The sequence below is a fragment of the Arenibaculum pallidiluteum genome, assembly GCF_017355985.1.
GTDB lineage: Bacteria > Pseudomonadota > Alphaproteobacteria > Azospirillales > Azospirillaceae > Arenibaculum > Arenibaculum pallidiluteum.
Map to the genome: position 1 here is coordinate 144,102 of NZ_JAFIQU010000008.1, position 25,846 is coordinate 169,947.

The 25,846-nt window shown below is 68.9% G+C and carries 25 protein-coding genes and 1 tRNA gene; 16 read left to right on the forward strand and 10 right to left on the reverse strand.

The window, feature by feature from the left end; all coding sequences use genetic code 11:
• Nucleotides 1–65 precede the first annotated feature (65 nt).
• Together JUB13_RS17635 and phhA are read right to left on the reverse strand one after the other, a co-directional pair.
• The gene (locus JUB13_RS17635) at nt 66–770 is read right to left on the reverse strand and encodes an SDR family NAD(P)-dependent oxidoreductase (protein WP_207481302.1); all 705 of its coding nucleotides are present in this window, start codon (nt 768–770) and stop codon (nt 66–68) included.
• 141 nt (nt 771–911) lie between these two features.
• Nucleotides 912–1,790, reverse strand: a complete 879-nt coding sequence (gene phhA, locus JUB13_RS17640) for a phenylalanine 4-monooxygenase (protein WP_236025027.1) — start codon at nt 1,788–1,790, stop codon at nt 912–914.
• Between the two features lie 136 nt (nt 1,791–1,926).
• On the opposite strand from phhA, the gene JUB13_RS17645 reads away from it, so the two are divergent.
• Nucleotides 1,927–2,415 carry an Lrp/AsnC family transcriptional regulator gene (locus JUB13_RS17645; protein ID WP_207481306.1) on the forward strand — a complete coding sequence of 163 codons (489 nt, stop codon included), beginning with the start codon at nt 1,927–1,929 and terminating at the stop codon, nt 2,413–2,415.
• Nucleotides 2,416–2,495: 80 nt separating this feature from the next.
• On the opposite strand, the gene JUB13_RS17650 is transcribed toward JUB13_RS17645, so the two are convergent.
• Nucleotides 2,496–3,215, reverse strand: coding sequence for a DJ-1/PfpI family protein (locus JUB13_RS17650; RefSeq protein WP_207481308.1), 720 nt, complete (start codon nt 3,213–3,215; stop codon nt 2,496–2,498).
• 135 nt (nt 3,216–3,350) lie between these two features.
• Between JUB13_RS17650 and JUB13_RS17655 the strand changes: the two genes are divergently transcribed.
• Nucleotides 3,351–4,313 carry a GlxA family transcriptional regulator gene (locus JUB13_RS17655; RefSeq protein ID WP_207481310.1) on the forward strand — a complete coding sequence of 321 codons (963 nt, stop codon included), beginning with the start codon at nt 3,351–3,353 and terminating at the stop codon, nt 4,311–4,313.
• Between the two features lie 544 nt (nt 4,314–4,857).
• Here the strand turns inward: JUB13_RS17655 and JUB13_RS17660 are convergent.
• Both JUB13_RS17660 and JUB13_RS17665 read right to left on the reverse strand, forming a co-directional pair.
• Nucleotides 4,858–5,298 carry a hypothetical protein gene (locus JUB13_RS17660; RefSeq protein ID WP_207481311.1) on the reverse strand — a complete coding sequence of 147 codons (441 nt, stop codon included), beginning with the start codon at nt 5,296–5,298 and terminating at the stop codon, nt 4,858–4,860.
• A 109-nt stretch (nt 5,299–5,407) separates the two neighbouring features.
• On the reverse strand, nt 5,408–6,127 hold the full coding sequence (locus JUB13_RS17665) for a Bax inhibitor-1/YccA family protein (protein WP_207481312.1): 720 nt from the start codon (nt 6,125–6,127) through the stop codon (nt 5,408–5,410).
• 406 nt (nt 6,128–6,533) lie between these two features.
• Here JUB13_RS17665 and JUB13_RS17670 point away from each other — a divergent pair, with 406 nt between their 5' ends.
• The 4 genes from JUB13_RS17670 (at nt 6,534) to gltX (ending at nt 9,938) form a co-directional block, all read left to right on the forward strand.
• Complete coding sequence (locus tag JUB13_RS17670; protein ID WP_207481313.1) at nt 6,534–7,052, forward strand: sigma-70 family RNA polymerase sigma factor; 519 nt, start codon at nt 6,534–6,536, stop codon at nt 7,050–7,052.
• Nucleotides 7,049–7,846 carry an anti-sigma factor family protein gene (locus JUB13_RS17675; protein ID WP_207481314.1) on the forward strand — a complete coding sequence of 266 codons (798 nt, stop codon included), beginning with the start codon at nt 7,049–7,051 and terminating at the stop codon, nt 7,844–7,846. Before JUB13_RS17670 ends, JUB13_RS17675 begins: the two co-directional genes overlap by 4 nt.
• Entirely contained in the window at nt 7,843–8,295 is a 453-nt protein-coding gene (locus tag JUB13_RS17680) for a hypothetical protein (RefSeq protein ID WP_207481315.1), read from the forward strand. Before JUB13_RS17675 ends, JUB13_RS17680 begins: the two co-directional genes overlap by 4 nt.
• 146 nt (nt 8,296–8,441) lie before the next feature.
• Complete coding sequence (gene gltX, locus JUB13_RS17685) at nt 8,442–9,938, forward strand: glutamate--tRNA ligase (protein WP_207481316.1); 1,497 nt, start codon at nt 8,442–8,444, stop codon at nt 9,936–9,938.
• Between the two features lie 105 nt (nt 9,939–10,043).
• Here the strand turns inward: gltX and JUB13_RS17690 are convergent, their stop codons facing one another.
• Nucleotides 10,044–10,712, reverse strand: coding sequence for a LuxR C-terminal-related transcriptional regulator (locus tag JUB13_RS17690; protein ID WP_207481318.1), 669 nt, complete (start codon nt 10,710–10,712; stop codon nt 10,044–10,046).
• Nucleotides 10,713–11,030: 318 nt separating this feature from the next.
• On the opposite strand from JUB13_RS17690, the gene JUB13_RS17695 reads away from it, so the two are divergent.
• From JUB13_RS17695 to JUB13_RS17740, 10 genes are all read left to right on the forward strand, one after another.
• Nucleotides 11,031–11,699: a DUF1007 family protein gene (locus JUB13_RS17695; protein WP_207481320.1), complete on the forward strand. Its 669-nt coding sequence runs from the start codon at nt 11,031–11,033 to the stop codon at nt 11,697–11,699.
• Entirely contained in the window at nt 11,696–12,652 is a 957-nt protein-coding gene (locus JUB13_RS17700) for a nickel/cobalt transporter (RefSeq protein ID WP_207481322.1), read from the forward strand. The genes JUB13_RS17695 and JUB13_RS17700 overlap by 4 nt, the downstream gene beginning before the upstream one ends.
• Nucleotides 12,649–13,125 (forward strand): DUF488 domain-containing protein, encoded by a 477-nt coding sequence (locus JUB13_RS17705; RefSeq protein WP_207481324.1) that lies wholly within the window; start codon nt 12,649–12,651, stop codon nt 13,123–13,125. Before JUB13_RS17700 ends, JUB13_RS17705 begins: the two co-directional genes overlap by 4 nt.
• 36 nt (nt 13,126–13,161) lie before the next feature.
• Nucleotides 13,162–13,677 carry a GNAT family N-acetyltransferase gene (locus tag JUB13_RS17710; RefSeq protein WP_207481326.1) on the forward strand — a complete coding sequence of 172 codons (516 nt, stop codon included), beginning with the start codon at nt 13,162–13,164 and terminating at the stop codon, nt 13,675–13,677.
• Nucleotides 13,678–13,837: 160 nt separating this feature from the next.
• Nucleotides 13,838–14,713, forward strand: a complete 876-nt coding sequence (locus JUB13_RS17715; protein WP_236025028.1) for an alpha/beta fold hydrolase — start codon at nt 13,838–13,840, stop codon at nt 14,711–14,713.
• A complete protein-coding gene (locus JUB13_RS17720; RefSeq protein ID WP_207481328.1) occupies nt 14,706–15,839 on the forward strand; it encodes a sensor histidine kinase in 1,134 nt (377 codons plus the stop codon). The genes JUB13_RS17715 and JUB13_RS17720 overlap by 8 nt, the downstream gene beginning before the upstream one ends.
• Nucleotides 15,840–15,936: 97 nt before the next feature.
• A complete protein-coding gene (copM, locus tag JUB13_RS17725; RefSeq protein ID WP_207481330.1) occupies nt 15,937–16,302 on the forward strand; it encodes a CopM family metallochaperone in 366 nt (121 codons plus the stop codon).
• A 538-nt stretch (nt 16,303–16,840) separates the two neighbouring features.
• The gene (locus tag JUB13_RS17730; protein WP_207481332.1) at nt 16,841–17,929 is read left to right on the forward strand and encodes a cache domain-containing protein; all 1,089 of its coding nucleotides are present in this window, start codon (nt 16,841–16,843) and stop codon (nt 17,927–17,929) included.
• A gap of 59 nt (nt 17,930–17,988) precedes the next feature.
• Nucleotides 17,989–20,340 (forward strand): PAS domain S-box protein, encoded by a 2,352-nt coding sequence (locus JUB13_RS17735; RefSeq protein ID WP_328702957.1) that lies wholly within the window; start codon nt 17,989–17,991, stop codon nt 20,338–20,340.
• A 112-nt stretch (nt 20,341–20,452) separates the two neighbouring features.
• The gene (locus JUB13_RS17740) at nt 20,453–20,806 is read left to right on the forward strand and encodes a response regulator (RefSeq protein ID WP_207481336.1); all 354 of its coding nucleotides are present in this window, start codon (nt 20,453–20,455) and stop codon (nt 20,804–20,806) included.
• 141 nt (nt 20,807–20,947) lie between these two features.
• On the opposite strand, the gene JUB13_RS17745 is transcribed toward JUB13_RS17740, so the two are convergent.
• The 4 genes from JUB13_RS17745 to JUB13_RS17760 form a co-directional block, all read right to left on the reverse strand.
• Nucleotides 20,948–21,023: transfer RNA gene (locus tag JUB13_RS17745), tRNA-Ile, on the reverse strand.
• Between the two features lie 103 nt (nt 21,024–21,126).
• Nucleotides 21,127–23,091: an RNA polymerase sigma factor RpoD gene (gene rpoD, locus JUB13_RS17750; RefSeq protein ID WP_207481338.1), complete on the reverse strand. Its 1,965-nt coding sequence runs from the start codon at nt 23,089–23,091 to the stop codon at nt 21,127–21,129.
• A gap of 132 nt (nt 23,092–23,223) precedes the next feature.
• Nucleotides 23,224–25,191: a DNA primase gene (dnaG, locus tag JUB13_RS17755; RefSeq protein WP_207481340.1), complete on the reverse strand. Its 1,968-nt coding sequence runs from the start codon at nt 25,189–25,191 to the stop codon at nt 23,224–23,226.
• A gap of 19 nt (nt 25,192–25,210) precedes the next feature.
• Complete coding sequence (locus tag JUB13_RS17760; protein WP_207481342.1) at nt 25,211–25,666, reverse strand: GatB/YqeY domain-containing protein; 456 nt, start codon at nt 25,664–25,666, stop codon at nt 25,211–25,213.
• Between the last annotated feature and the right edge of the window lie 180 nt (nt 25,667–25,846).

A 25,846-nucleotide genomic window follows, 5' to 3' on the forward strand; every position in this document is an offset into this window, starting at 1 on the left:
GCGACGATATAGCGCGTCCGTGCCGGAGCCCGCCAGGAGCGATGCCGCGTCCCTGCCTTGACGCCTCAGCTCAGCCCGGTCACGGGAACCGACGCACCGTGGATCGCCCGCGCCGCGTCCGAGGCGAGGAACAGGATGACCTGCGCCAGATCCTCGGGCGAGACCCAGCGCGCGGGGTCGGCGCCAGGCATGCCGGCCCTGTTCTCGGGCGTGTCTATGATGCTGGGCAGCACGCAGTTCACGTTGATGCCGCGCTCGCGCAGCTCCGCCGACATCGCCTCGGTGAGGCGCTGCACGGCGGCCTTGGAAGCCGTATAGGCGCCCATGCGCGCGGCGCCTCTCTGCGCCCCGGCGGCGCCCACGTTCACGATCCTGCCCCGCGAGGCCGCCAGCATCCGGGGCACCACGGCCCGGCACGCGTTCAGCACGCTGCGGGCGTTCATGTCCATCAGCAGGTCCCAGGTCTTGGCAGAGGTCTCGTGCACGGCCTCGCCCATGCGGAAGCCGCCCGCGATGTTGCAGAGGACGTCGATCCCGCCGAAGCGCGCGGCGGCCTCCGCGACGGCTGCCTCGACCGCCGCGGCGTCGCGCAGGTCGGCGGCCAGCAGCAGCCTGTCCGCCGAATCGGGGCCATGAGTCCGCTCCAGCGAGGCGCGGTCGCGTCCCAGCAGCGCGAGCCGGGCGCCGCGCGCCGCAAAGCCTGCGGCGACGGCCCTGCCGAGATTGCCGGCGGCGCCCGTGACGAGCACGGCACGGTCCCTGAAGTCCATCCGGTCCTCCATTTATGGCCTGGAGCGGCCCGGGGCTCGCCCTTGACCTCGGTTCGCCCCCAGATCATCGAAGCTGGAGCGGGTTCACGCAACCAGCTGTCCACACCGGATCACGATCCGCTCCAGCCATCGTGCCGGGAGTCAGGCGACCTTGCGCCGCGCGGCGTGGTACGCGCCGGTGCCACGGGTCAGGACGCGGTCCGTCGGCAGGATGTCGCCGGGCTCGTATTCCGCGGCGCCACGGACGCGCTCGTAGATTGGCGCGAAGTCGATCTCGGCCAGCGCGAGCAGGTCGTCGAGGCCCTCGATCACGAAGTAGGTCTCCTGATAGTCGTCGATCCGGTAGCGGGTGCGCATCACGCGCTCCAGGTCGAAGGCGATGCGGTTCGGCGACGGATCCTCGAGGGAGAACAGGGTCTCGCCGCCCGAGGACGCGATGCCCGCGCCGAAGATCCGCAGGTCGCCGCCCTCGCGGACGAGGCCGAACTCCACCGTGTACCAGTAGACCCGCGCCAGGTTCGGCAGCACGCCCATGGACTGCGCGCGCAGGCCACCCAGGCCGTAGGCCTGGAGGAAGTCGGCGAAAACCGGGTCCGTCAGCAGCGGCACGTGGCCGAAGACGTCGTGGAAGACGTCGGGTTCCTCGAGATAATCGAGCTCTTCCGGCCGGCGGATGAAATGCCCGGCAGGGAACCGGCGGTTCGCGAGATGGTCGAAGAACACCTCGTCCGGCACCAGGCCGGGGACCGCGACGACGCTCCAGCCGGTCCTGCGGCCCAGCGCCTCGGACAGGCGGCGGAAATCCGGGATCTCATCGGGGCCGATCGGCAGCTCCGCCATGCCGCGCTGGAACTCCGCGCAGACGCGGCCCGGCAGCAGACGGGACTGCCGCTCGTAAAGCGTGCGCCACACGCCGTGGTCGACGGCCGTGTAGGAATCCCAGTTCTGGTCGATCGTCCAGTCGGGGTTCTCGGGACGGCCGGGCTCGCCGGCCGCCAGCCCGTGCTTGACCTTCTCCATGCATTCCTCCATCGGCCAGATGATTGGCACGGCCAGCATTGTAGGGTGCAGCACCGGTCCAGACTTGACTTCATTGCGGCGCAATGGGGTAATTCTGGTCACTTCGTGACCGGGATCCGGGCAGGAACGCGCCATCATGACCGTGCGCAACAAACGGCCGCTGTCCGATGCGGACCGCCGGATTCTGCGGATCCTCCAGGCCGAGGGACGCATCGCCAATGTCGACCTGGCCGAGCGCATCGGCATGGCGCCCTCCCCCTGCCTGCGCCGGGTCAAGGCGCTGGAGGAGGACGGCTTCATCGAGGGCTATGGCGCGCGCATCAGCCGCCGCGCTGCCGGCTTCGGCGTCCAGGCCTTCGTCCAGATCAACCTGCACCAGCACACGGACGAGACGGTGGCGCGCTTCAGCGAGGCCGTGAACAGGCTCGACGAGGTGACGGAGTGCCACGCGCTGACCGGCGACCACGACTATCTGCTGCGGGTGGTGGCGCGGGACCTCGACGATCTCGGCGACACGGTGCTCAAGCGGCTGACGCGATTGCCCGGGGTCAAGGACGTGCGCTCGTCGATCGTGCTGAACACCGTCAAGGATGCCCCGGCGGTGCCGGTGACCCTGGTGGACTAGAGGATGTCCGTAGATTCAACGGGCGGTGATCGCCGGAAGCGATCGCCGATCCAGAGACCCGTTCATCGGCTTTCTTCCCTTCACATATCGAGCGTTCCGGCATCGATACCCAGGCGCTCGGCGACACGTTCCGCCGTGGCCTGCCGCTGCGCGGTCAGGGACGCCACGGCCTTGCGCGCCGTCTGCAGGACCTGGGGCGGGGCGTTTCCCGGCGTTCCGCTCTGGAACGGAGGTTCGGGCGCATAGGCGATCGCGAGCTGGATTTCCTGGGCAATTTCGTCGCCCAGCAGATCAGCCGCCAGTCGCAGCGCGCCGTCGATGCCGGCGGTCACGCCGGCGGCGAAGGTCCATTTTCCATCGACCACGACGCGCTGATCGACGGGCGTCGCACCGAAGTACGGCAGCAGGTGATGCGATGCCCAGTGCGTGGTCGCTCGCCGGCCCTTCAGAAGCCCCGCCGCGCCGAGCAGCAGTGCTCCCGTGCAGACCGAGAGAACACGGCCGGCATCGGCGGAGCTCTGCCGCAGCCAGTCCATCACCCGCTCATCCTCCATCAGGGCCTGCTGGCCGGGTCCTCCGGGAACGTGAAGGATGTCGAGCCGGGGGGCCTCGGCGAGCGCGGCGTCGGGTGTCAGAAGCAGCCCCATGACATCGCGCACCGGGTCGCTGGTCAGCCCGTAGAGGCGGTATCTGGCACCGGGCATGCGGGACAGCACCTCGAAAGGGCCGGTCAGATCGATCTGGTCGATCCCCGGAAACACCAGTGCACCGATCTCTATCGTCTTCGGACCGTCGTTCATCGTGGAATGCCCATCCTCGATTGGCGCCAGGGCCAGTCTACGAGCGTGACGTCTGGCGAAATCGCCAATCAGCCCACGATTTCCGCCAGTGTGGTAGAGCTTGGCCTCGGTTCGACCAAAGCCGGAGAAAGGGCCATGACCGTCAGGAAGGTAGAGATCCTGTGCTTTCCTGACGTTCAACTGCTCGACGTCGCGGGGCCCCTTCAGGCGCTGAGCTCCGCTAACGAGCAATTGGGACGCCAGGGACGGGCGTCGTCATACGTCATGCGCGTCGTCGCACCTAAACCGGATATTCGGGCGACGGCCGGGCTCTCATTCGCGACCGATGCCTTGTCCGGGACTGACGATCCCGTCGACACCCTCATCGTCGCCGGCGGCCAGGGCGTCATGCGCGCGGCCGAAGACACGGATCTGGTTTCCTGGGTCGCGACCCGGGCCCGCGCATCACGCCGCGTGGCAGCGGTTTGCACCGGGGCCTTCCTGCTCGGGGCCGCCGGTTTGCTGGACGGGCGCCGGGCGGTGACGCATTGGGAGTATTGCGAGCGATTGGCGCGGCGTTTCCCACTGGCCAAGGTCGAGCCCGATAGAATCTTCATTCGGGATGGCCATGTCTGGACGTCCGCCGGAGTGACGGCCGGAATCGACCTGACGCTCGCTCTCGTCGAAGAGGATCTCGGCCACGCGCTGGCGCTTGCCGTTGCGCAGCACCTCGTCATGTTTCTCAAGCGACCGGGCGGGCAGGCCCAGTTCAGCGCCATGCTGACCCTGCAGGCATCCGATGATCGCTTCCCGAACCTGCATGCCTGGATCCGCGAGCACCTGTCCACCGAGCTGTCGTTGCCGCGTCTTGCGGAACAGGTCGGCATGAGCGAACGCAGCTTCTCCCGGAAGTACCGCGAGCAGACCGGCATCACCCCTGCCCAGGCCGTGAAACGAATCCGGATCGAAGTCGCACGCCAGCTTGTCGTCGAAACAGAGCTTCCCCTGAAGCGGATTGCCGATCGCTGCGGTTTCGGCACGGAGGAAACCCTGCGCCGCGCTTTCCATGAGACGTTTGGAAGCGCTCCTTCCGACTATCGCCATCGCTTCAGCGATTGATCGAATCTGCACCCGGAAAGCACCAGATTGGGCATCGTGGCATGCTGCGCCGGCCGCCACGATCCGCGAAAGGAGAAGGCGGCATGATGCCGTGCCCAGTCTTGGACGGAGCGCATGAAAGCTGCGTCAAGAGCGCGGCCCTCGGTTCGCGGCATTGCCGTAAGGATTGAGGATACGGACCGGCGGCAGGAGGGATGAGGCAGGCCGCGACCGAATAGATGCGAACCAAGCCGGATGCCACTGCGCGATCCGGCGCCGACATCTCTGAAGACATGCCATAGGCGACCAGCTATGCCACCGCGAGGAGGTCAACCCCAGGTTATTCACATCCCTGCGAAGGCCCCGCCATCCGCGTTTCCCTTGTTACGACTTCATGACGATGTTTGCGCAAAGCAGCCGTTTCTGCGGTGTGCAGCGCACAATAGACTACCGGCAAGGGGCCGTGGAGGCCTTCATGCGGCACCTAGTTGCCGGCATCGCCGATCCATTGCTCACAAGGTTTTCCACAATGGCCACTGCTCGCCGAAGACTGGGCGAACCAGGGTCAGGACGCGCGGGTGACCATGGTCCTGTCGTCGCCGCAGACGATGAAGAGCCGTTCGTAGACCCTAAGGAGCGCCGGCACCAGGTGTGATCCCGGCTCGGTCCGCCACGCCTCCGGACGATCGGGGTCCACGTGCAGGACGACGCTGTCGGGATCGTCGTTGAAGGCCACGACCACGCCGCAACGGTCCGGCCGCAGGTCGTCGGGAAAGGCCGTCTCCATCAGCCAGAAGCACTCGAAATTCCGGCAGGACTGGGGGCGGATCGCATGAATCCCGCAGCCCGTGCCCGGAATGCAGGCGGGGCACCATGCACCGTTGGGCTTACCGGTCTCCGGCACGGCGACGAGCTTGCAGCAGATCGTGCAGGCGCCGCAGCTCCGCACGGCCGTGGGCGCGGCGTCGGGATCGGCATCGGGATCAAGGTAAGGGCGGTCCGACATGGGCCGCACCCTGCCCGAAGGCGAGGCAGGAGGCCAGGACGAAGAAGGGCCCGGGATCGCTCCCGGGCCCCGTGGCCAGTCCTGTCGGCCTATTGCTGCGGCCGGTCCGTCACTCGTCGCGGCTCATGCCGAAGAGCATGAGCATGGACTGGAACAGGTTGATGAAGTTCAGGTACAGCGACAGCGCGCCCATCACGGCGAGCTTGCCCGCGGCCTCGTAGCCGTAGTTCTCGGCGTACTGCTCCTTCAGGCGCTGGGTGTCCCAGGCGGTCAGGCCAGTGAAGATCACCACCGCCGCGATCGAGATCGCGAACTGCAGCGCCGTCGAGCCGACGAAGATGTTGATCAGGCTCGCCACGACGATGCCGATCAGGCCGACGAACATGAAGCTGCCGATGCCGTCGAGGCTCTTGCGGGTCGAGTAGCCCCATAGGCTCGCCGCCGCGAAGACCGACGCCGCCGAGAAGAAGGCCCGCGCGATGTCGGCGCCCGCGAAGACCATGAAGATCGAGGCCATGGACACGCCCATGACGGCGCAGAAGGCCCAGAACAGCCCCTGCAGCCGCGCGAAGCTGATGCTGTCCGCCTTGAACGACATGAAGAAGACGAACCCGAGCGGGGCCAGCATGGCAAGCCAGCGCAGCGGACTGCCGAAGATCGCCGCGCCGAGCGGGCTGTTCGCCACCAGGAACGACACGAGTCCGGTCAGTCCCAGGCCGACCGCCATGTAGTTGTAGATGCGCAGCATGTGCGCCCGCAGACCGGCGTCGAAGACGTCCTGGTCGACCCGTGCGCCGGCCGCAGCCGGCCTGTTCGCCCAAAGAGCCATGCTTCCCCTTCCTTCATCCTCATCGCCCGCCGACGGCGGGTTGTGTTCCAGTCGCCCTCCCGCGGCGAGGCGGGCTCGGACTTCACCTTGATGCCGACAACGCGTGCCCCCCGCCTTTCATCCGTCTGATTTCCGGGCGGATGAAAGTGCGCGCCTCGGCGTTCTCGAACTGTCCGCAGGCACGGGTTCCGATCTCCCCGTGCCTGCAGACGGGCCCCGGTTCCGGCGTTGCGCCGGGACGGGGTGCCGGCAGGTGCCCCGCCCTCTCCACCTGTCGGAGCGCCGCGTTCCGGACCGGGTGGAGGGTCGGAACGCGGCGCGCCGGGGCAACCCCCTTTGGCGCGCCGACGATTGGGACTAAATTCAGCGCTGGTGCGTTGGTGTGGGGACGGAGACCAGGACAGCCATGGACGAGCGATCGACGGTCGATCTTCTTCACGACCACACCGCAAGCCTGCGGCGCTTCGCGCTGGTGCTGACGCGCAACCGCGACGAGGCCGAGGATCTGGTCCAGGAGACGCTGATGCGGGCGATCGCCGCGGCCGACGGCTGGGAGCCTGGAACGGACCTGCGCGCCTGGCTCTTCAAGATCATGCACAACCTTCATCTGAGCGCGCTGCGCAAGCGCCAGGTGCGCGAGGCGGCCCGGCCGGGGCTGCCGAACGCCGTGGCCGAGGCCTCCCAGGCCCTGCGGGTGGAGGCGCGGCAGGCTCTCGAGGCGCTGGAAACCCTGCCCGAGGCGCAGCGCCAGGCGATCCTGATGGTCGCGGTGGAGGATATGCGCTATGCCGACGCGGCCCGGGTCATGGGCGTGCCGCTGGGCACCTTCATGTCCCGTCTGGCGCGCGGGCGCGAAGCGCTGCGGCGCGTCATGGAGGGCGCCCGGCTGCCCCGGCTGCGCCTGGTCGGAGGACGCGCGCCATGAACGCCGTGAACGAGGCGGAGCTGCAGGCCTATGTGGACGGGCGGCTCTCCCCCAAGGAGGCGGCCCGTGTCGAAGCGCTGCTCGCCGTCGATGACGATGCCCGCGCCGAGGTCTCCGGCCAGATGGCGGACCGGACGCTCCTGCGCGAGGCGGCATCGGCCATGGATCCCGGCCCCGCGCCGGCCGAGACCGATGCCCTGGTGACGGAGCTCGCCCGCCGGCTGGTCCACCGCCGCGCCGCGCGCCGTCCCGCCGTGCTGGCCAGGGCCGCCGCGGTGCTGCTGGTAATGGGCGCAGGATGGATGGCCCATTTGGCCTACGAGCAGGCAAGCGACCCGCTGCCCAGCTTCGTGACCGAGGCGGCCGGCGCGCACGAGGTCTTCGCCGAGCTGAAGGACCATGCCGTCGAGATGGAAGGCGGCCGGCGCGCGGAGATGGCAGCCTGGTTCTCGGACCGGCTCGGCGAGCCCGTGCCCGTCCCCACGCTGGACGCCATCGGGATCGACCTCGTCGGCGGGCGGCTGCTGGGCACCCGCGAGGGCCCCTTGGCCCATCTCGTCTACGAGGACCGCACAGGCCACCGCATGACGCTCTCGATCTGGCCACACAGCTACGAGGGCAACACCGCCCCCGTGGTCGTCGAGCACCATGGGGTGAAGCTCGGCTACTGGAGCGACCAGAGCCTGAGCTACGTCCTGGCGGCGCGGACCACGGACCTCCAGATCCAGAGCATTGCCGCCGAGATCGCGGCCCCCTGGCGCCGTATCGAGAAGGCAAGCCTGCCGCAGCCATGACCCCCGATGGCAGCACGTCGCTGACGCCGGGTCGGGGAGCGGTGCTCGCCGGGCTGGCGGCGCTGGGTGTCGCCTGCCTCGCGGGGTACATGACCGGCCGGGCCGAGACGGACCCGCCGACTCTTCTGGCCGCGACGCCCTGCGGGATCTCGGGCGGCGATACCCTCTCGCTGCCGCCCGAGCTGCTGTCCGGGCCCGCCCAGGTGCCGCTGCTGCTGGGCCCCATCTCGGTCCCCGGCGCCGGACCGCCCGTGCTCGTGCGCTTCGATCCCGCCCTGGCGGCGGAAGGCGAGGCGCGGCTGCGCGACGGCGTCCTGACGCTGCCGCCACGCCTCGCCGGGGGACGGCTGCCGGACGCGATCACCCTGGCCTGCCGCGACGGCGCCATCTCCAGCGTGATCTATCGCCATGGCGCCACGGCGACGCGCCTGCCGGTCAGCCGCGGCTGAGCCAGGGGCGCCCCTCCCCGGACGTAGCGCCGCCGGGCAGCGGCCCTGCAGCGCCTGGGGGGCGCGCTTGATTAAGGCCATCGCACCGAATAACGTGCCGCCGGCCTTCACGGCCGCCCCACGGCCCGCCACAGGAACGCCGATCCATGAAAGTCCGCACGCGCGTCGCGCCCTCCCCGACCGGCGACCCGCACGTAGGCACGGCCTATGTCGCCCTGATGAACTACTGCTTCGCCAAGAAGCACGGGGGCGAGTTCCTGCTGCGGATCGAGGACACCGACCAGCAGCGCAGCTCGGCCGCGTCGGAGAAGGTGATCCTCGAGGCACTGCGCTGGCTCGGCCTGTCCTGGGACGAAGGGCCCGACGTGGGCGGCCCGCACGGCCCCTACCGGCAGAGCGAGCGCACCGAGATCTACCGCGAGCACGTGGACAGGCTGATCGCCGGCGGGCACGCCTTCCGCTGTTACTGCACGGCCGAGCGGCTCGAGCAGATGCGCGCCGAGCAGCGCCGCCGCGGCGAGCGGCCGCGCTACGACGGCCACTGCCTGCACCTGTCGGCTGAGGAGGAGGCGGCCGAGCGCGCCTCCGGCAAGCCCTTCGTCGTGCGCATGAAGGTTCCCTCCGAGGGTGTCTGCGTGATCGACGACCTGCGGCGCGGGCCCATCGAGATCGAATGGGCGACCGTAGACATGCAGGTGCTGCTGAAGTCCGACGGCATGCCGACCTACCACCTCGCCAATGTGGTCGACGACCACCTGATGGGCATCACCCACGTGATGCGCGGCGAGGAATGGATCTCCTCGGCACCGAAGCACAAGCTGCTCTACGAGTATTTCGGCTGGGAGATGCCGGCGCTCGGGCACCTGCCGCTGCTGCGCAACGCCGACCGAAGCAAGCTCAGCAAGCGCAAGAACCCGACCAGCATCCTGTTCTACAAGCGCATGGGCTACCTGCCCGAGGCGATGCTGAACTTCCTTGGCCTGTTCGGCATGTCTTCGGCCGAGGGCGAGGAAATGGCGACCCTCGACCAGCTCGTCAGCCAGTTCGAGCTCGACAACATCTCGCTAGGCGGTCCGGTCTTCGACGTCGCGAAGCTGAACTGGCTGAACGGGCGCTACATCCGCGAGACCATGGATCCCGCGGCCCTGCTCGGACGGGTCGAGGCATGGGCCCTGAACCGCGACTACCTGCTGCCGATCACGGCGCTGGCGCAGACGCGGATCGAGCGGCTGAGCGATCTCGGACCTCTGGTGTCCTTCTTCTTCAGCGGGACGTTGAACCTGCCGGTCGAGCGCCTGCGCGACAACAAGCTCTCCGAGCTCCAGCAGCGCCAAGCCTACCAGCTCGCCATGTGGCAGTTCGATGCGCTGCCCGCGTGGGAGCTGCCCGCCATCGAGCGTGTCCTCCGCGACACCGGCGACCGGATCGGCGCCAAGTTCCGGGATGCCGTCCGTGCCTTCTACATCGCGATCACGGGCAGCCCGGGATCGACGCCGCTCTTCGATTCCATGGCGTTGCTGGGGCGCGACATCTGCCGCGAGCGGCTGCGCCAGGCGCTGCAGACGCTGGGCGGCGTCACCTCCTCCGAGGCCGATGCCTGGAAGGCCCTCCTGAAGGCCGAGGACGAGGCCGAGGAGGGCTAAGGCCCGGTAGCGGCCCGCCGCTGGGCGGCCGATCCCCGCAAAAGGCAAAGGGCCGCGCGGCTGAGACCGCGCGGCCCTTTGCTTTTCTGCCGAAGCCGTCCGGCCTCAGCCGGCGGCGACGAGGGCCGCGTTCTCCTCGGCCAGGCCGTTGTTCAGCGCCCAGATGGCGGCCTGAGTGCGGTTGGACGCGCTGATCTTGCGCAGCAGGCTCTTGAGGTGGACCTTCACGGTCGCCTCGGTGATGCCCAGCCGGTTGGCGATCATCTTGTTGCTGTCGCCGTTCACGAGGCAGCGCAGGATCTCCACCTCGCGGGGGGAGAGGCCCTTGCGCGAGGCCGGCACCGCCAGCTCGCCGCCCTGCACCCGGCCGCTGACAAGCAGCGCCGCGAGATGGGTCGGGAACACCTTCTCGCCGAGCATCACCAGGCGCAGCGACTGCTGCAACGCGTCCGGCGAGACGTCCTTCATCAGGAAGCCGTCGGCGCCCGCCTGGATCGCGGCGGCGAGGTTCTGCGGCTCGAGCACGGTCGTCAACACGACGATCCGCGTCTGCGCCAGCATCGCCCGCAGGCGGCCGATGGAATCCGACACGTCGCCCATGCTGGCCGGATCGACCAGGATCAGCTGCGGCGGATTGGCGGAAAGCGGGGCCAGCGCCTCGTCGATCGAAGCGGCCTCGCCTTCAATTTGGAAATCGCCGCCTCGCAGAAGGGCCTTCAGGCCTTCGCGAAACAGCTTGTTCGGGTCGATCAGGGCGACGGTCACGGGCTGCATGGGCGGCTTCGGCTTCAAATTAGTTAGCGTTGCACTATGTTTACCCCGTCGGCGGCGAGCTGGCCAATACTCCGTTAGGAATATCTTAACCGATTTTTCCGGCTAGGCACCCGGCACGGGCGCAAAGGCCGGAGCTATGACGGGTGGCCGGGCTGCCCAGGTCGAGATCGACCTCCCCCGTTTTCCGAGGATTTCCGCGCCCTTCCCCCGCTCCGAGGGGGTGGGATAGACTGCCCGCGGCCGAGGGGATCTATGACCCGCGACCGAGGAATCTGGCAGACGACCGGGGTGTCACCTATGCCGCAGGGCCGGCACAGCTTGTCCATCCGCGCCGCCGCGACGGCCGGCATCCTGCTTGCCGCACCGGACGTCGCGTCAGCCCATCCCCACGCCTATGTCGTGTATGGCGCCACGCTGCGCTTCGACAATGCGCAGCGGATTGCGGCGATCGAGATGCTCTGGCTGTTCGACGAGATGTACAGCGCCTACGCCTCGGACGGGCTGGACACGAACGGCGACGGCCGCATCGACCCCGAGGAGCTGGCGCCGCTGGCGGCCGAGAACTTGGCGCAGCTCGCGGAGTGGAGCTATTTCACCTATCTCAAGAGCGATGGCCGTCGCATCCCGCTGGGCCCCGCCGGGGCGCACGCCTCGCGCCTGGAACAGGGTCGGATCGAAATGCGCTTCACGCTCCCGCTGGCCGAGCCCGTCGATCCGCGCGGGACGCGCGTCACCTTCTCCAGCTTCGACCCCACCTTCTACATCGACGTCACGCCGCTGGAGCGCGACGGCTTCGCAACCGCCGGCGCGGCGCCGCCGGACTGCCGGGCCGTGCCAGGACCCGACCCGGCGGCTGGCGGCGGGCCGCGCTACGTCCCCGACGCCACGGCGCGACAGCTCGACATCGGCCCCGAGGACGACGTGGATGCCAGCATCGGGGCCCGCTTTGCCCGCTGGATCGCCGTCGATTGCGGGTCTTCCCGATGAGAGCACTGCGCACCGGCTTCGCCGTGGCCCTGCCCGTGGCGGTGATTGCCATGGCGCTCCTGCTGATGCCGGCCGTGGATCCCCCCTTCTCCGCGGCGATCGTCGCAGGCCAGCGCACGCTGCAGCAATCGCTGACCGCAGCGCTCCGCGCGGTGCAGCAGACGGGATGGGCGGGCGCGGGGCCGCTGGCGCTGGCGGGCTTCCTCTACGGCGTGCTGCACGCCGCGGGCCCCGGGCACGGAAAGGCCGTCGTCTCCGCCTACGCGCTCGCGGAGACGCGCCTCCTGCGGCGCGCCGTGGCACTGGCCTTCGCGGCCTCGATGGTGCAGGCGCTGACGGCCATCGCTCTCGTCACCGGGGCGCTGTTCGTATTCGAGACTACGGCCCGCGGGGCCGAGGCGGCCGCGCTCTGGCTGGAGCGCGCGAGCTTCGCCGCCATCGCGGCCTTCGGAGCCGTCATGGCGGTGCGCGCGGCGCTGCGCGTGCGGCTTGCGGCAGCATCCAGCGCCGCCGCGGGACACGAGCACGGCCATCACCACGACCATCACCACGGGCATGCCCACGGGCCGGACTGCGGCTGCGGCCATTCCCACATGCCGCCGCCCCAGGCGGCGGAGGGATCCTGGCGCGGGGCCGCCGCGGCGATCCTGGCCGTGGGCCTTCGCCCATGCTCCGGCGCGATCCTGGCGCTGGTCTTTTCCCGGGCGCTCGGCATCTATCCCGCGGGCATCGCCGCTGCGCTTGCGATGGGGCTGGGCACGGCCGTGACCGTGTCGGCCCTTGCCGTGCTGGCGGCCGGACTGCGCCGTGGCGCGCTGGCCGCCGCGGGCGGCCGCCGCGCGGCGCTGGCCGGAGCCCTGCTCTCCTTCCTGGGCTGGACGCTGATGCTGCTGCTGGGTCTGGCGCTGCTGACGGCGCCGCCGCCAGCGCCGGTCGGGGGCCTGCTGCGATGAGCGAATCCCCGGGCGCAGTCGGTGCGCAGAGCGGTCCGGTCGTCTTCACGATCGGCTACGAGGCCAGCGGCTTCGACCGCTTCCTGGCAACGCTGCGGGAGGCCGGCGTGGCCGTGGTGGTGGACGTGCGCGACCTGCCGCTGTCGCGCAGGGCCGGCTTTTCGAAGGGGACCCTGCGCGCGTCGCTGGCCGCAGCCGGCATCGACTATGTGCACCTGAAGCCCCTCGGCACACCCAAGGAGGGCCGGCTTGCCAACCGGCGGCGCGACTGGGAGACCTTCTGGCGCATCGTCGAGGAGCGCATGCAGGAGCCGGCTGCGGAATTCGCCCTGCGCGAGGCCGCGGAGATCGCAGCCGTCCGGCCGGCGGCGCTGCTGTGCTTCGAGGCGGATCCCTGCATCTGCCATCGCCGTCGCGTCGCCGAGGCCCTGCGCGACCGCTTCGGCTTTCGCGTCGAGCACCTGCGGGTCTGAAGGAGTGCGCCCCTGAAGGACAGCACAGCGGATCCCGTGATCGAGACGCGGCGGCTGGTCCTGCGCCGCATGGTGGAGGACGACGCACACTTCATCCTGGAACTCCTCAGCGATCCGTCCTGGCTCGCCTTCATCGGCGACCGCGGCGTCCGGACGCTGGACGACGCCCGCCGATACATCGCGACGGGCCCGGCCGCCCTCTATGCCCGGTTCGGATTCGGCCTCTACCTGACGGCGCTCCGGCAGGCAGGCGAGCCGATCGGGGTCTGCGGCCTGCTCCGCCGCGACGACCTGGACGAGGTCGAACTCGGCTTCGCCTTCCTCGCGCGCCATCACGGCCGCGGCTACGCCCGCGAGGCCGCGGCCGCCACGCTGGACTACGCCGATACCCGGCTGGGCGTGACGCGCATCGTCGCGATCGCGGCGCCGGGGAACGAGCGCTCGATCCGCCTGCTCCAGACGCTCGGCATGGAGTTCGAGAGAATGGTCCAGCTGCCAGGGGACGCTACGGCAAAGAAGCTCTTCGGGTGTAATCTGGCGCCGGCACCATAGCGACCGGTCCGCTCATTTGTGGGGACCGAGCTTCGAAGGCATGCAATCCTCCGCCTTCGGTATATAATCCAAAGATCATCCTTTGGGTGCAATCGCGGTGCACTGCGAACGGCATGGGAGGAGTGCGGATGTTCGGCCAAGATCGAGACGCGGGCTTGCCATGATCGGCTCACGTGGACCGGGCCGCGAGCAGGACGAGCGGGCATCGCCCGCCGCCAGCCCCGCCGCCCTGCGGGATCCCTTGCTGCGCCACAACGTGACCGTCGCCGGGAGCGGTGCCGAAACCCTGGTCTTCGCCCATGGCTTCGGCTGCGACCAGAACATCTGGCGGCTGGTCGCCCCTGCCTTCTCGGCGACGCACCGGCTCGCCCTGTTCGACTGGCCCGGCTGCGGGGGCGCACCGGCCGAGGCGTTCGATCCCGTCCGGCACCGGACGCTGCAGGGCTATGCCGACGACCTTCTGGCCATCTGCGCGGCCCTGTCGTTGAAGGATGCGGTCTTCATCGGTCATTCCGTTAGCGCAATGATCGGCCTTCTGGCTGCGATCCGCGAGCCGACCCGGTTCTCCCGCCTGGTGCTGGTGACACCCTCGCCCTGCTACCTGAACGCCGAGGGCTATGCCGGCGGCTTCGAACCCGAGGACATTGACGAGCTGCTCGAGCTCTTCGAGAACAACCGCCTCGGCTGGCCCGCCGCCCTGGCGCCGCTGGTCATGGGAAACCCGGAGCGGCCGGATCTGACGGCCGAGCTGGAGGCGAGCTTCTGCCGGACCGACCCCGAGGTGGCGCGGAGCTTCGCGCGGGTCACCTTCCTGTCCGACAACCGCGAGGACCTCCCCCAGGTCAGGACGCCGTCGCTGATCCTGCAGTGCGCCCAGGACGTGATCGCACCCGAGACGGTCGGAGCCTACATGCACCGCGCGATGCGGGACAGCCGGCTCGTCACGCTGTCGGCCTCCGGGCACTGCCCGCAGCTGAGCGCACCCGAAGACACCATCGCGGCCATCCGGACCTATCTCGGCATCCGCCATGGCTGAGACGCGCCTGCCGGAAACCACGGTCGAGAACATCCTCGAGTTCTACGATGAGGCCCCCTGCGGCCTCCTCTCGACGCGTCCGGACGGCACCATCGTCGCGGCCAACGACACGCTGCTCGCCTGGACCGGGCGCCGGCGGGACCAGGTCCTGCAACGGATCCGGATCCAGGAGCTCCTGAGCATCGCGGGCCGGGTCTTCTGGGACAAGCACCTGTTCCCGATGCTCCGGATGCAGGGCCAGATGCACGAGGTCGCGCTCGACCTGCTGGAGCCGGAGGGGCGGAGGATCCCCGTGCTCCTGACCGGGGCGGCCAAGCTGGACGCCGACGGCGCGCCGGTCCTTTTCCGCTTCACGATCCTGGACGCGACCGAGCGCCGCCAGTTCGAGCGCGACCTGCTGCGCGCCCGGGCCCGGGCCGAGCGCTCAGCCGAATCCAAGGCCGAGCTCGTCCACATGGTCGGGCACGACATCCGCAGCGCCCTTAACGGCATCCTGGGCGGAGCGGCGCTGCTCGCCGACACCGACCTTTCGGACGAGCAGCAGGAGTTCCTCCGCTTCGTTCAGCAGGCGGCGCGCACGCTGCTCGACCTCTCGGACAACGTTCTCCGGGCCGGCCGCATCGAGGCCGGCGGCCTCGTCCCCGAGGAGCGGGAGTTCGACCTGCGCGAGCTGGTCGCGCGGAGCTGCGACCTGCTGCGCCCACGAGCCGAGGAAAAGGGACTCTCTTTGACGGCCGAGACGGACCCTGCGATCCCGGATCGGCTGATAGGGGATCCCGTGAAGCTCGGCCAGGTCCTTGGCAACCTGCTCGGCAATGCCGTGAAGTTCACGCGCGTGGGCTCCGTCCGGGCCGAGGCGTGGCTCGCGGCCGATCTCTGCGATTCGGTCCTGCTGGATTTCCGGGTCTCGGACACCGGGATCGGCATTGCCGCGGAACGGCTGCACAGGATCTTCGAGGCCTTCACCCAGGAGAGCTACGAAACCGGGTTGGAGCATGGCGGCGCGGGCCTTGGCCTTGCGATCTGCCAGCGGCTGCTCGGGCTCTACGGCAGCCGGCTTGAGGTCGAGAGCGAGCCCGGCCGCGGCACGACCTTCGGTTTCCGCCTGCGCCTCATGAAGGCCTGAGCGGTCCCGGCGAACCCGACTTTAACGGCGCAGGCGGAAGGACCGCCGCCCCGCCCTGTTGTTCCGGGATCCTCCATCCGGATCCAGGGATCACAGCATGCACCTCGGATGCCTCGCCGCGGCAACCCTCCTGGCCGTGCTCGCCGGCCCCGTCTTCGCGCAGCAGCCCCACGGCACGATGCCAGGCCATGGCATGGCCGGCGGCGCCTCCTCACGCGAGATGATGCAGGCCATGGAGAGAATGAACCGGGACATGACCCAGGGCCTGACCGGCGATCCCGACCACGACTTCGCCCGCATGATGGCGGCCCATCACCAGGGCGCCATCGACATGGCGCAGGCTTATCTCAGCGACGGAAAGGACCGCCGGCTCCGCGAGATGGCCGAGAAGGTCGTGAAGGAGCAGCAGGCGGAGATCGCTGAGCTCCAGGACTGGCTGCTGGGGAACGGCACCCGGCGCTGATCGGGAGAGTTTCTTGCGCGGACCTCGACTCATCATTAAGCATGATGCTTCCGACATACCTCGGTTGCAAATTGGGGAGATAGAGACTCAGGATTGTTTTTCCCCGGTGCGCATGTTCACGGGATGAGGGAACTTTGGCAGTCCCTGACGCCAATGCACGAATGTGTATTCCGTCGGCGCCTTCGATAAGACGGTTCAGACGCAGCCTTCCACAACTGATCGAAGGCAGCATCGCGCACCGGTGGGCAGTTCGGCCGCGCATAGGCACCGCCGGTTTCCCGTGCCATCGGGACGCAAAACAATGAGCAATGACGCGGTGCTGCTCATTCTGACTGCCGCCATGGTGCTCCTGCTGCTGTTCGGGAGAGTCTTCGGCATCCTGGACTAGGCCGTGGTGCCGGCCGGTGGTCCACGAACGATGTGTTTCCGTTGCCCAACGAAGGGCCTTCTTCGCCAGCCTCGGCCTTGGGCGATATCGCCGCTCGCCCCCCTCCTTTTCCCAATTCGTTCAGTGATGAATCATTAACCATGCGCGGCCATGTTGCTGAGCCGCCAAAGCTTCGAAATTGAAGCAGCAGAGGCACCGCGGCGGGCGACAGGCGGGCGGGCCATCCGTATTCGACAGGACTTTCACCAGATGCAGCTTGGCTTCCCGCGACTGACCCTCCGGGGGCATCTGCTGGTCCTGGTCCTGGCGGCCCTGGTTCCGATGATCGCCCTCGGCGCGGTGCTCACCTCCTGGTTGGTAGCCGAGCAGCGCAAGGCGGTGACGCACGGCCCGCAGGGCACGGCGGAGGCGCTCGCGCTGGCCGTCGATCGCGAGATCGCAGCCAACATCTCCGCGCTGGAGATGCTGGCGACCTCGCCCGAGATCGACCGGGGCGATCTCGTCGCCTTCCACGACCGCGCACGGCTTATTCTCGGGAAGCGTTCGCACTGGGCAAACATCGCGCTGGAAGGCGAGATGGGGCAGATCCTGGTCCACACGGCCCGTGCGCCGGGCACGGTCCTTCCGCGGGCAGCCCACCTCGAAGCCATAGAACGGGTGCGCGAGACCAGGCAGCCCGTCGTCTCAGATTTGGTCGTGGGGGCCGTCGCGGGAAGGCCCATGATCCCCATAACGGTCCCGGTCCTCCGTGACGGCCGCCCCCGGTACACGCTCACTGCCATGATCGCCCCGGATTCCTGGAGCGCGATGCTCGCCGAGATCCACAGGCATTCGGCAGGCATATCGGTCGCGCTGGATGGCAAAGGCCGGGTGCTTGCGCGAAACCGGGATCCGGACGCGTTCCTCGGCAGGCCGGGGCCGGATTGGCTCGTCGCTGCGCGGGAGAGCGACGACACGGGGCTGGCACGGGGAGCGGCCCTCGATGGACAGGAAGTGGTGGCTGCCTTCCAGGCATCGCGGATGTCCGGTTGGACCTTGTTCATCGGTGCACCACGCGGCGAGATCGAAGAGAGGTTCGCCCACACGCTTGCGACCGCTGCGGGGCTCGGTGCGGTCCTCCTGATCGCCTCGTTCATGTTCGCGGCCGTTGCCGCGCGCCGCATCTCCCGGCCACTGGTGGCGCTCGAGGCCGCTGGATCGGCCCTGGCCTCCGGGGTGCCCGTCTCCCCCCGGACATGATTCCCGTAGCCGAGCTCGATCGCCTTTGGCGGACCCTCGCCGATGCAAGCAGGCAGTTCGTGAAGGCCACGACCACCGCTGAGGGCGCCGAGGCCCGTTACCGCTCCGTCGTCGACACCGCAGTCGACGCCATGGCGGTGATCGACTCCCGCGGCACGGTGCTGTTCTTCAACAAGGCCGCCGAGCGGATCTTCGGCTACGCGGCGGAGGAGATCGTCGGCCGCAACATCAGCCTGCTCATGCCGCAGCCGCATCGAACGGCCCACGACGGCTACCTGGCCCACCACCTCGCAACGGGGGAACGAAGGATTATCGGCGTCGGGCGCGAGGTTGAGGGGCGTCGCAAAGACGCCTCAGTCTTCCCGCTTGAGCTTTCGGTCGCGTCCTGGTCCGCTGGTGGCGAGACGTTCTTCACCGGCATCATGCGCGACGTGAGCGCGCGCAAGGCGTCCGAGCGGGAGCGCGAGGAACTCCTGGCGCAGATCGAGGCCGAGCGCGCCCGTCTGTCGGCGATCCTCGAGACAATGCCCGTCGGCGTGATCCTGGCCGAGGCACCGAGCGGACGCATCGTCATGGGCAATGCCTGGGTGGAGCGGATCTTAGGACATCCGGTGCTGCCGTCGCCGAATGTGGCGGCCTACCAGGACTGGCCGATTCTCCTCCCGGACGGGCGCCGCCTCGAGCCGCACGAGCTTCCGATGGCGCGGGCACTTCGCGGCGAACCCGTCAATGGGCAGGAGCTGCTCTATCGCCGGGGCGACGGATCAACGGCGTGGGTGCGTGTGGACGCGGCGCCCGTCCGCGGTGCCAACGGCACGGTCCAGGGCGGCGTCATCACGATCATCGACGTTTCGCCGGAGCGGGCCGCACAGGAGGCGCTGCGGAACAGCAAGGAGCGCTACCGAGGTCTCGTGGAGTCCCAGACCGACATGGTGCTCCGGTTCGACGCAGCCGGGCGGTTCACCTTCGTCAACGACACGACCTGCCAGGTGCTCGGCCGCTCCCGGGAAGACCTGATCGGAGCCCCGTGGGACGAGTTCATCGGGCATGAAACCGTTTCGGCGACGGAGCAGGCGATCCGGAGCACGCTTACGTCTCCGGGCCATCGCGCGATTGTGGAGAACACGGTGCTGTCCGTCGCCGGGCCGCGCTGGTACGCCTGGGACGGGTACGCGATCGTCGACGAACGCGGGGATCTTTCCGAGATCCAGGCCGTAGGCCGCGACATCACCGACCGGAAGGCCGCCGAGCAGCAGCTCGCGGCCGCCAAGGACGAGGCGGAGAAGGCCAACCTCGCGAAGTCGAAATTCCTTGCCGCAGCCAGTCATGACCTGCGCCAGCCCATCCAGTCGGTCCTGCTCATGTCGGGCGTCCTTGCCCGGCATGTCGACGAGGACGGGCGCCGGCATCTGGCCCTGCTCCAGCAGGGGCTCGACACCCTCAAGGACCTTCTCGACAGCCTGATGGACATTTCCCGGCTGGATGCGGGCGCCGTCGAACCGGAGATCGCGGATGTGGCGCTGGGGCCCGTGCTCGACGAGATTGCAGCGGCGTATGGTCCGGTCGCCGAGGTCAAGGGACTTGTGATCGACGTCGAGACGCCCTGCGGGGTCGTGGTCCGAACGGACCGCACGTTGCTGGGGCGCATGGTCCGGAACCTTGTCGAGAACGCGATCCGCTACACGCCGGAGGGGCGGGTCAGCCTCAAATGCCAGCCGACCGGGGACGGCATCCGCGTCGAGGTGAGGGATACCGGCGTCGGCATCCCGGCCGACCAGCTCGAGCGCATCTGGGAGGAGTTCCATCAGGTCGGCAATCCCGAGCGCGATCGGACGCTGGGTCTCGGGCTCGGCCTGGCCATCGTGCGAAGGCTCTCGCGCCTGCTCGGCCATGAGATCCAGGTCCGCTCGGAACCGGGACAAGGCTCGACCTTCTCGGTCCTGGTGCCGCTCGGAACCTCCGCCGCCTCGCCCCCCGCCCCTGCCGTCGCCCCCCAGGAGAAGGATGGAAAGGGACGTCTCGTCCTGGCGATCGACGACGATGCGATCGTCCTCCTCGCAGTCGAGGCGATGCTGGAGGAGTTCGGATACGCGGTGCTGTCCGCCGCATCGACCGAGGAGGCGCTCGATGTCCTCGAGCGGTCGGGACGCATCCCGAACGTCGTGGTCTCGGATTACCGGCTTCGGGGAAATGTGAAGGGGCTGGAGGCCGTCGAGCGGGTGCGGGAGCGCCTCGGCCGGCGCGTGCCCGGAATCATCCTGACCGGCGAGAGCAGTCCCGAGGCGCGCTCCGAAATCGCCGCGCGCGGCATGGACCTGGCCCTCAAGCCGATCCTGCCGGACCAGTTGCACCTCGCGATCCTGCAGTGCCTGGAGGAAGCCGGGGGCACCAGCCCGAACCGACTGCCTTAGCCGTCCGGCGCCACCCCCATCCCTTTGCATGCGCCGGCCGCCGAGATGCCTGAGCCCGGTTCCTTTTGAACCAATGAATGAAGCTCGCGACCCGTGGCCGCGACGGTGTGAAATGCGTTTTCTGGTTGTTGAGGACGATGAGGTCGTGGCGGAGGTGCTCCGCCAGATGCTCGAGGATCTCGGACACGAGGTGGTGGGGACCGCCGGTTCGGCGACCCTTGCCTACGGCATGATCGAGGCGCTTCGACCGGACGCCTTGCTCGTGGACGTGGAGCTCGACGGCATCGGCAGCGGCATCGACGTCGCTTCGTACGGCTACGTACGCTGGGGCATCCGCTCGATCTTCGTCAGCGGGCACATCGACGGCTGGCTGATGAAGGAAATGGCTGCGGTCCGGCCCTACGCCTTCATCGCAAAGCCCTTCATGCCCGAAAAGCTTGCTGACACGGTGAAGCGCATAGCCTGAGGCTGGACCCGCGACCTGTTCGTCCGCAGCAAGCCCTCGAGCGCCCGTCCCGCTTCGGGAAGCGACAAGCACCCCGCCCCGGGTCGTGCTTCCCGGGCAAGTTATGGGTTGCCCTTGCAAGTGGCGGATGCGTCGGCGGAGTGGTGGGCCCGGCCGGATTCGAACCGACGACAACACCGTTATGAGCGGCGCGTTCTAACCGCTGAACTACAGGCCCACGCCCGTCGCGGCGTGGCGCACTGTGGCGTCCGCGGCGCATGGCGTCAACACCGCCGCGGAACTGGGCGGGCGGGCCGAACGAGGCCCGCCCGGACCGGAGATCAGGTGTCCAGGAAGGAGCGCAGCTTGCGCGAACGGCTCGGGTGCTTGAGCTTTCGCAGGGCCTTCGCCTCGATCTGCCGGATGCGCTCGCGCGTCACCGAGAACTGCTGGCCGACCTCCTCCAGGGTGTGGTCGGTATTCATGCCGATGCCGAATCGCATGCGCAGCACGCGCTCCTCGCGGGGCGTCAGGCTTGCGAGGACGCGGGTCGTGGTCTCGCGCAGGTTCGCCTGGATCGCGGCGTCCAGCGGCAGAACCGCGTTCTTGTCCTCGATGAAGTCGCCGAGATGGGAGTCCTCCTCGTCGCCGATGGGCGTCTCGAGGCTGATCGGCTCCTTTGCGATCTTCAGGACCTTGCGAACCTTCTCCAACGGCATCATCAGCCGTTCCGCCAGCTCCTCCGGCGTCGGCTCGCGGCCGATCTCGTGGAGCATCTGGCGGCTGGTGCGCACCAGCTTGTTGATGGTCTCGATCATGTGGACCGGGATGCGGATCGTCCGCGCCTGGTCCGCGATGGACCGGGTGATCGCCTGCCGGATCCACCAGGTGGCGTAGGTCGAGAACTTGTAGCCGCGGCGGTACTCGAACTTGTCCACGGCCTTCATCAGGCCGATGTTGCCCTCCTGGATCAGGTCCAGGAACTGCAGGCCGCGGTTCGTGTACTTCTTCGCGATCGAGATCACGAGGCGCAGGTTCGCCTCGACCATCTCCTTCTTGGCGCGGCTCGCCTCCTTCTCGCCCTTTTGGACGGTCGAGACGATTCGCCGGAACTCGGCGACGGGCAGGCCGAACTCGCGCGAGACCATGGCCACCTGCTCGCGCAGGGCCACGGCGTCGTCCAGGCTCTTCTCGACGAAGCGCTGCCAGGCCTTGCCGGACAGGCCGCGCACGCGGTCCACCCAAGCCGGATCGAGCTCGTTGCCGAAATAGTGGTGCAGGAAGTCCTCGCGCTTCACCTTGGCTTCGGTGGCCAGGCGCAGCAGCTTGCCCTCGAGCCCGAGCAGGCGGCGGTTCATGCCGTAGAGCTGCTCGACGAGCTGCTCGATACGGGCGTTGTTCAGGCGCACCTTGTTCACGAGCTCGACGAGCTCGTGGCGGAGCTTGTCGTACTTCTTGTCCTGGCCCTTGGGCAGGTCCTCGCCGCGCTGGATCGCCTGGAGCCGTTCCTCCTGGATCCGGTGCAGCTTGTCGTAGGTCGCCGCGATCTTCTCGAAGGTCTCCAGCACCTGGGGCTTGAGCGCCGCCTCCATGGCCGAGAGCGACAGGGCATTGGCCTCGTCGTCGCCTTCGCCCTCCTCCTCGCCCTCGGGCATTTCGGGCTCGGCGCCCTCCTCGGGGGCGGCGCCATCCGCGGCCGGGGCGGCGGCCTCGGTTCCCTCGGGCATCTCGCCGCCCTCGGGACCGCCGCCATAGGTCGCGTCCAGATCGATAATGTCGCGAAGCAGCATCTTCCCTTCGTTCAGGGCGTCGTGCCACTCCATGATCGCGCGGACGGTCAGGGGGGACTCGCAGATGCCGCCGATCATCATCTCGCGGCCGGCTTCGATCCGCTTGGCGATCGCGATCTCGCCCTCGCGGGACAGCAGCTCGACCGAGCCCATCTCGCGCAGATACATGCGCACGGGGTCGTCGGTCCGGCCGATGTCGTCGTCGTCCAGGTTGCCGACGGCGCGGCCGCCCTCGCCGTCAGCCTCGGCCGCCGCCTGGGCGTCCTCGGCCTCTTCGGCCTCCACGATGTTGATGCCGAGCTCGCTCAGCATCGCCATGGTGTCCTCGATCTGCTCGGAGGACGACTGGTCCGGAGGGAGCGCGGCGTTCAGCTCGTCATAGGTGACGTAGCCCCGCTCCTTGCCACGCGCGATCATTTTCTTGATCGACTGGACCATCCCGTCCATCAGCGGGCCGTCCACGGACTCTTCCCGGTTCTCCGAAACGTCCGTGCTGGTCGTCGTCTTGGTGGCCATACGGCAACTGCCCCCGCTCAGGAAACTCGAACGCAACAGGACGGGCTTCGCGTCTTCCGCGACCCGCCTCGCTCCCAACCGTCAACGACCGGCCTTTCTGCCAAGCTTCGCGCTCTCTCTTTCACCCGGCTCTTACCGGCCGTCGAAGTCCGGATCGGACGACCCGGTCTTCAGACCCTCCAACTCGCCCTTGACCCCCTGAAGGCGAAGGACGTTCGCCTCGCTGAGATCGCGAGCCAGCGCGTTCCTGGCCTCCTCGAGTTCGGCCTCCAAATGCTCCCTGAGCGCCCATGCCCAAACGTGATCCCAGCACCGGCGCGCCTCCTCGGGCGTTGCCTGCGGGCCGGCGAACCGTGGGTGGTCAAACAACCCTGCGCCGAGCAATTCTTCCAAACTTCCGGAAAAGCCCAGGTCGCACAAATGGCTATAAAGCGACTGCGCGTCAAGCAGGGAATCATGGGTCAGCGCACTTACCACCGCGCGCCAGATCCCTTGATATCGGCCCTCTGAGGAGGAGGCGAAGACGGCCTGCTCGGCCACCTCGTCGAAGAGCGAGGGGTGGTTCAGCAGCAGCGCCAGCAGGACGCGCTCGCGGTTCTCCTTCAGGGCCGGCATCGCGCGGCGCGTCACCCGCACCTCGCGCGGCTGGGGCAGCAGGCTGACCGGCCGGCCGCGGAAGGGGCGCGGCTTGAACTCGGCGTAGCTGACGCTGCTCCGGGCGTCGGGCGCGCTCACGGCCAGCGGCGCCGGTCCCGACCTGAACGAGCCCGCCCTGCCCTCGCCACCGGCACCGGCGCCACCACCGCCAGACGGGGAGCGGCGTGCCTGGAAGGCCTCGCGCAGGCGTTGGCGGATCTCGTTGCGGTAATGGGCCTGGACCGTCCTGTCCGCGATCAGCCGAACGCGCTCCTCGAGCGCGGCCTCGAAGCCGGCGCGGTCCTCGGGGGTGTCGAGCGCGCGGCTCTGCGCCTCCATGTCCCAGAGGACGTCCGAAAGCGGCCGCGCCCGGTCGAGGACCTCCTGCATGGCCGGAGCTCCGGCCGTCCGCACCAGGTCGTCGGGATCCTGCCCCTCCGGCAGGAATGCGACACGGACGGTCTGGTCCGGCACCAGATGTGGCAGCACCCGCTCCACCGCCCGGAACGCCGCGCGCCGGCCGGCGGCGTCGCCGTCGAAGCACAGGATCGGGACCCGGCGTCCTGGCGGGGACAGCTTCCAGAGCTCCAGGATCTGCGTCTCGGTCAGCGCCGTGCCCAGCGGCGCCACGGCGCCCTCGAACCCGGCACGTACGAGCGCGATCACGTCCATGTAGCCCTCGGCCACGATGACCGGCTTGCCGTCGCCGGCCGCGGCCCGCGCCCGGCTCATGTTGTAGAGCAGGCGGCCCTTGTGGAAGAGCGGGTTGTCCGCGGAGTTCAGGTATTTCGGCCCGTCACCGTCCAGGATGCGGCCGCCGAAGGCGACGACGCGCCCGCGCCGGTCCTGGACCGGGAACAGCACGCGGTCGCGGAAGAAGCTGTAGGCGTCGCCGCCGCCATCCGGCCGGCGCAGCACGCCCGCCTCGACCGCGTCGTCCTCGGTGAAGCCGGTCTTCAGAAGGTGCGAGCGCAGCACCATCCTGTCGGCAGGGGCGTAGCCAAGGCGGAAGCGGACGATCTCGTCCTCGGTGACTCCGCGGCGCATCAGGTAGTCCAGCGCCACCCGCCCCTCGGGCCGGCGCAGCCGCTCCTCGAAGAACCGGCAGGCGGCCTCGACCAGGTCGTAGAGGCTCCTCTGCCGCTCGATCCGGCGCAGCTCCTCGGGGTTCGCCCGCGGGACCTGGAGCCCGGCCTCCCCGGACAGCAGCTCGACCGCCTCGACGAAGCCGAGATTGTCGTGGCGCATCACGAAGCCCACGACGTCGCCGTGCGCACCGCACCCGAAGCAGTGGAAGAAGCCCTTCGAGTCGTTGACGTAGAAGCTGGGCGTCTTCTCGTTGTGGAAAGGGCACGGCGCCTTGAACTCGCGGCCGGCCCGGATCAGGCGCAGGCGCTTGCCGACGATGTCGGAAAGCGTCAGCCGCGCCCGCAGCTCGTCCAGGAACTGCGGAGGGAAGGCCATAGGGGGCCGGGCCGCGCGGTCAGCCGAGCGCCTCGCGCGCCCAGCCGCTGGCCTTGCCGAAATCCATCTGCCCCGCGTAGCGCGCGCGCAGCTCGGCCATCACCTTGCCCATGTCCTTGATGCCGGCAGCGCCGGTCTCCTGGATCGCGGCGGCGATCGCGGCACGCGCCTCGGCCTCGGAGAGCTGGCGGGGCATGAACCCCTCGATCACGACGATCTCCTCGCGCTCCTGCTCGGCCAGCTCCAGCCGGCCGCCCTGCTCGTAGAGGGCGATCGCCTCGCGGCGCTGCTTGATCATGGTCTGCAGCATCTGGAGGATCTCGTCCTCGCCGATGCCGTCGGTCACGCCCCGGGTCCTCGCCGCGATGTCGCGGTCCTTCAGCGCCGCCAGGATCAGGCGCACGGTCGAGATCGCGCGCTGGTTCTTGGCCCGCATGGCCTCCTTGAGGGCCTCGTTGAGCCGGGTGCGGAGCATGTCTTCGGTATCCTCGGGTATGGGAGCGGTGGATCCTAGACGATAACAGGCGCCGCCGCCACCGGGCCTCGGAAAGCCCGCCGATCCCGTGAGGCACCCCGCCCGGGCCACCCCGCGGGTGAGTCCCCTTGACCCTTCGGTGCGATTGCTCTAGCACACGCGGCGCACCGGACCTCGGCA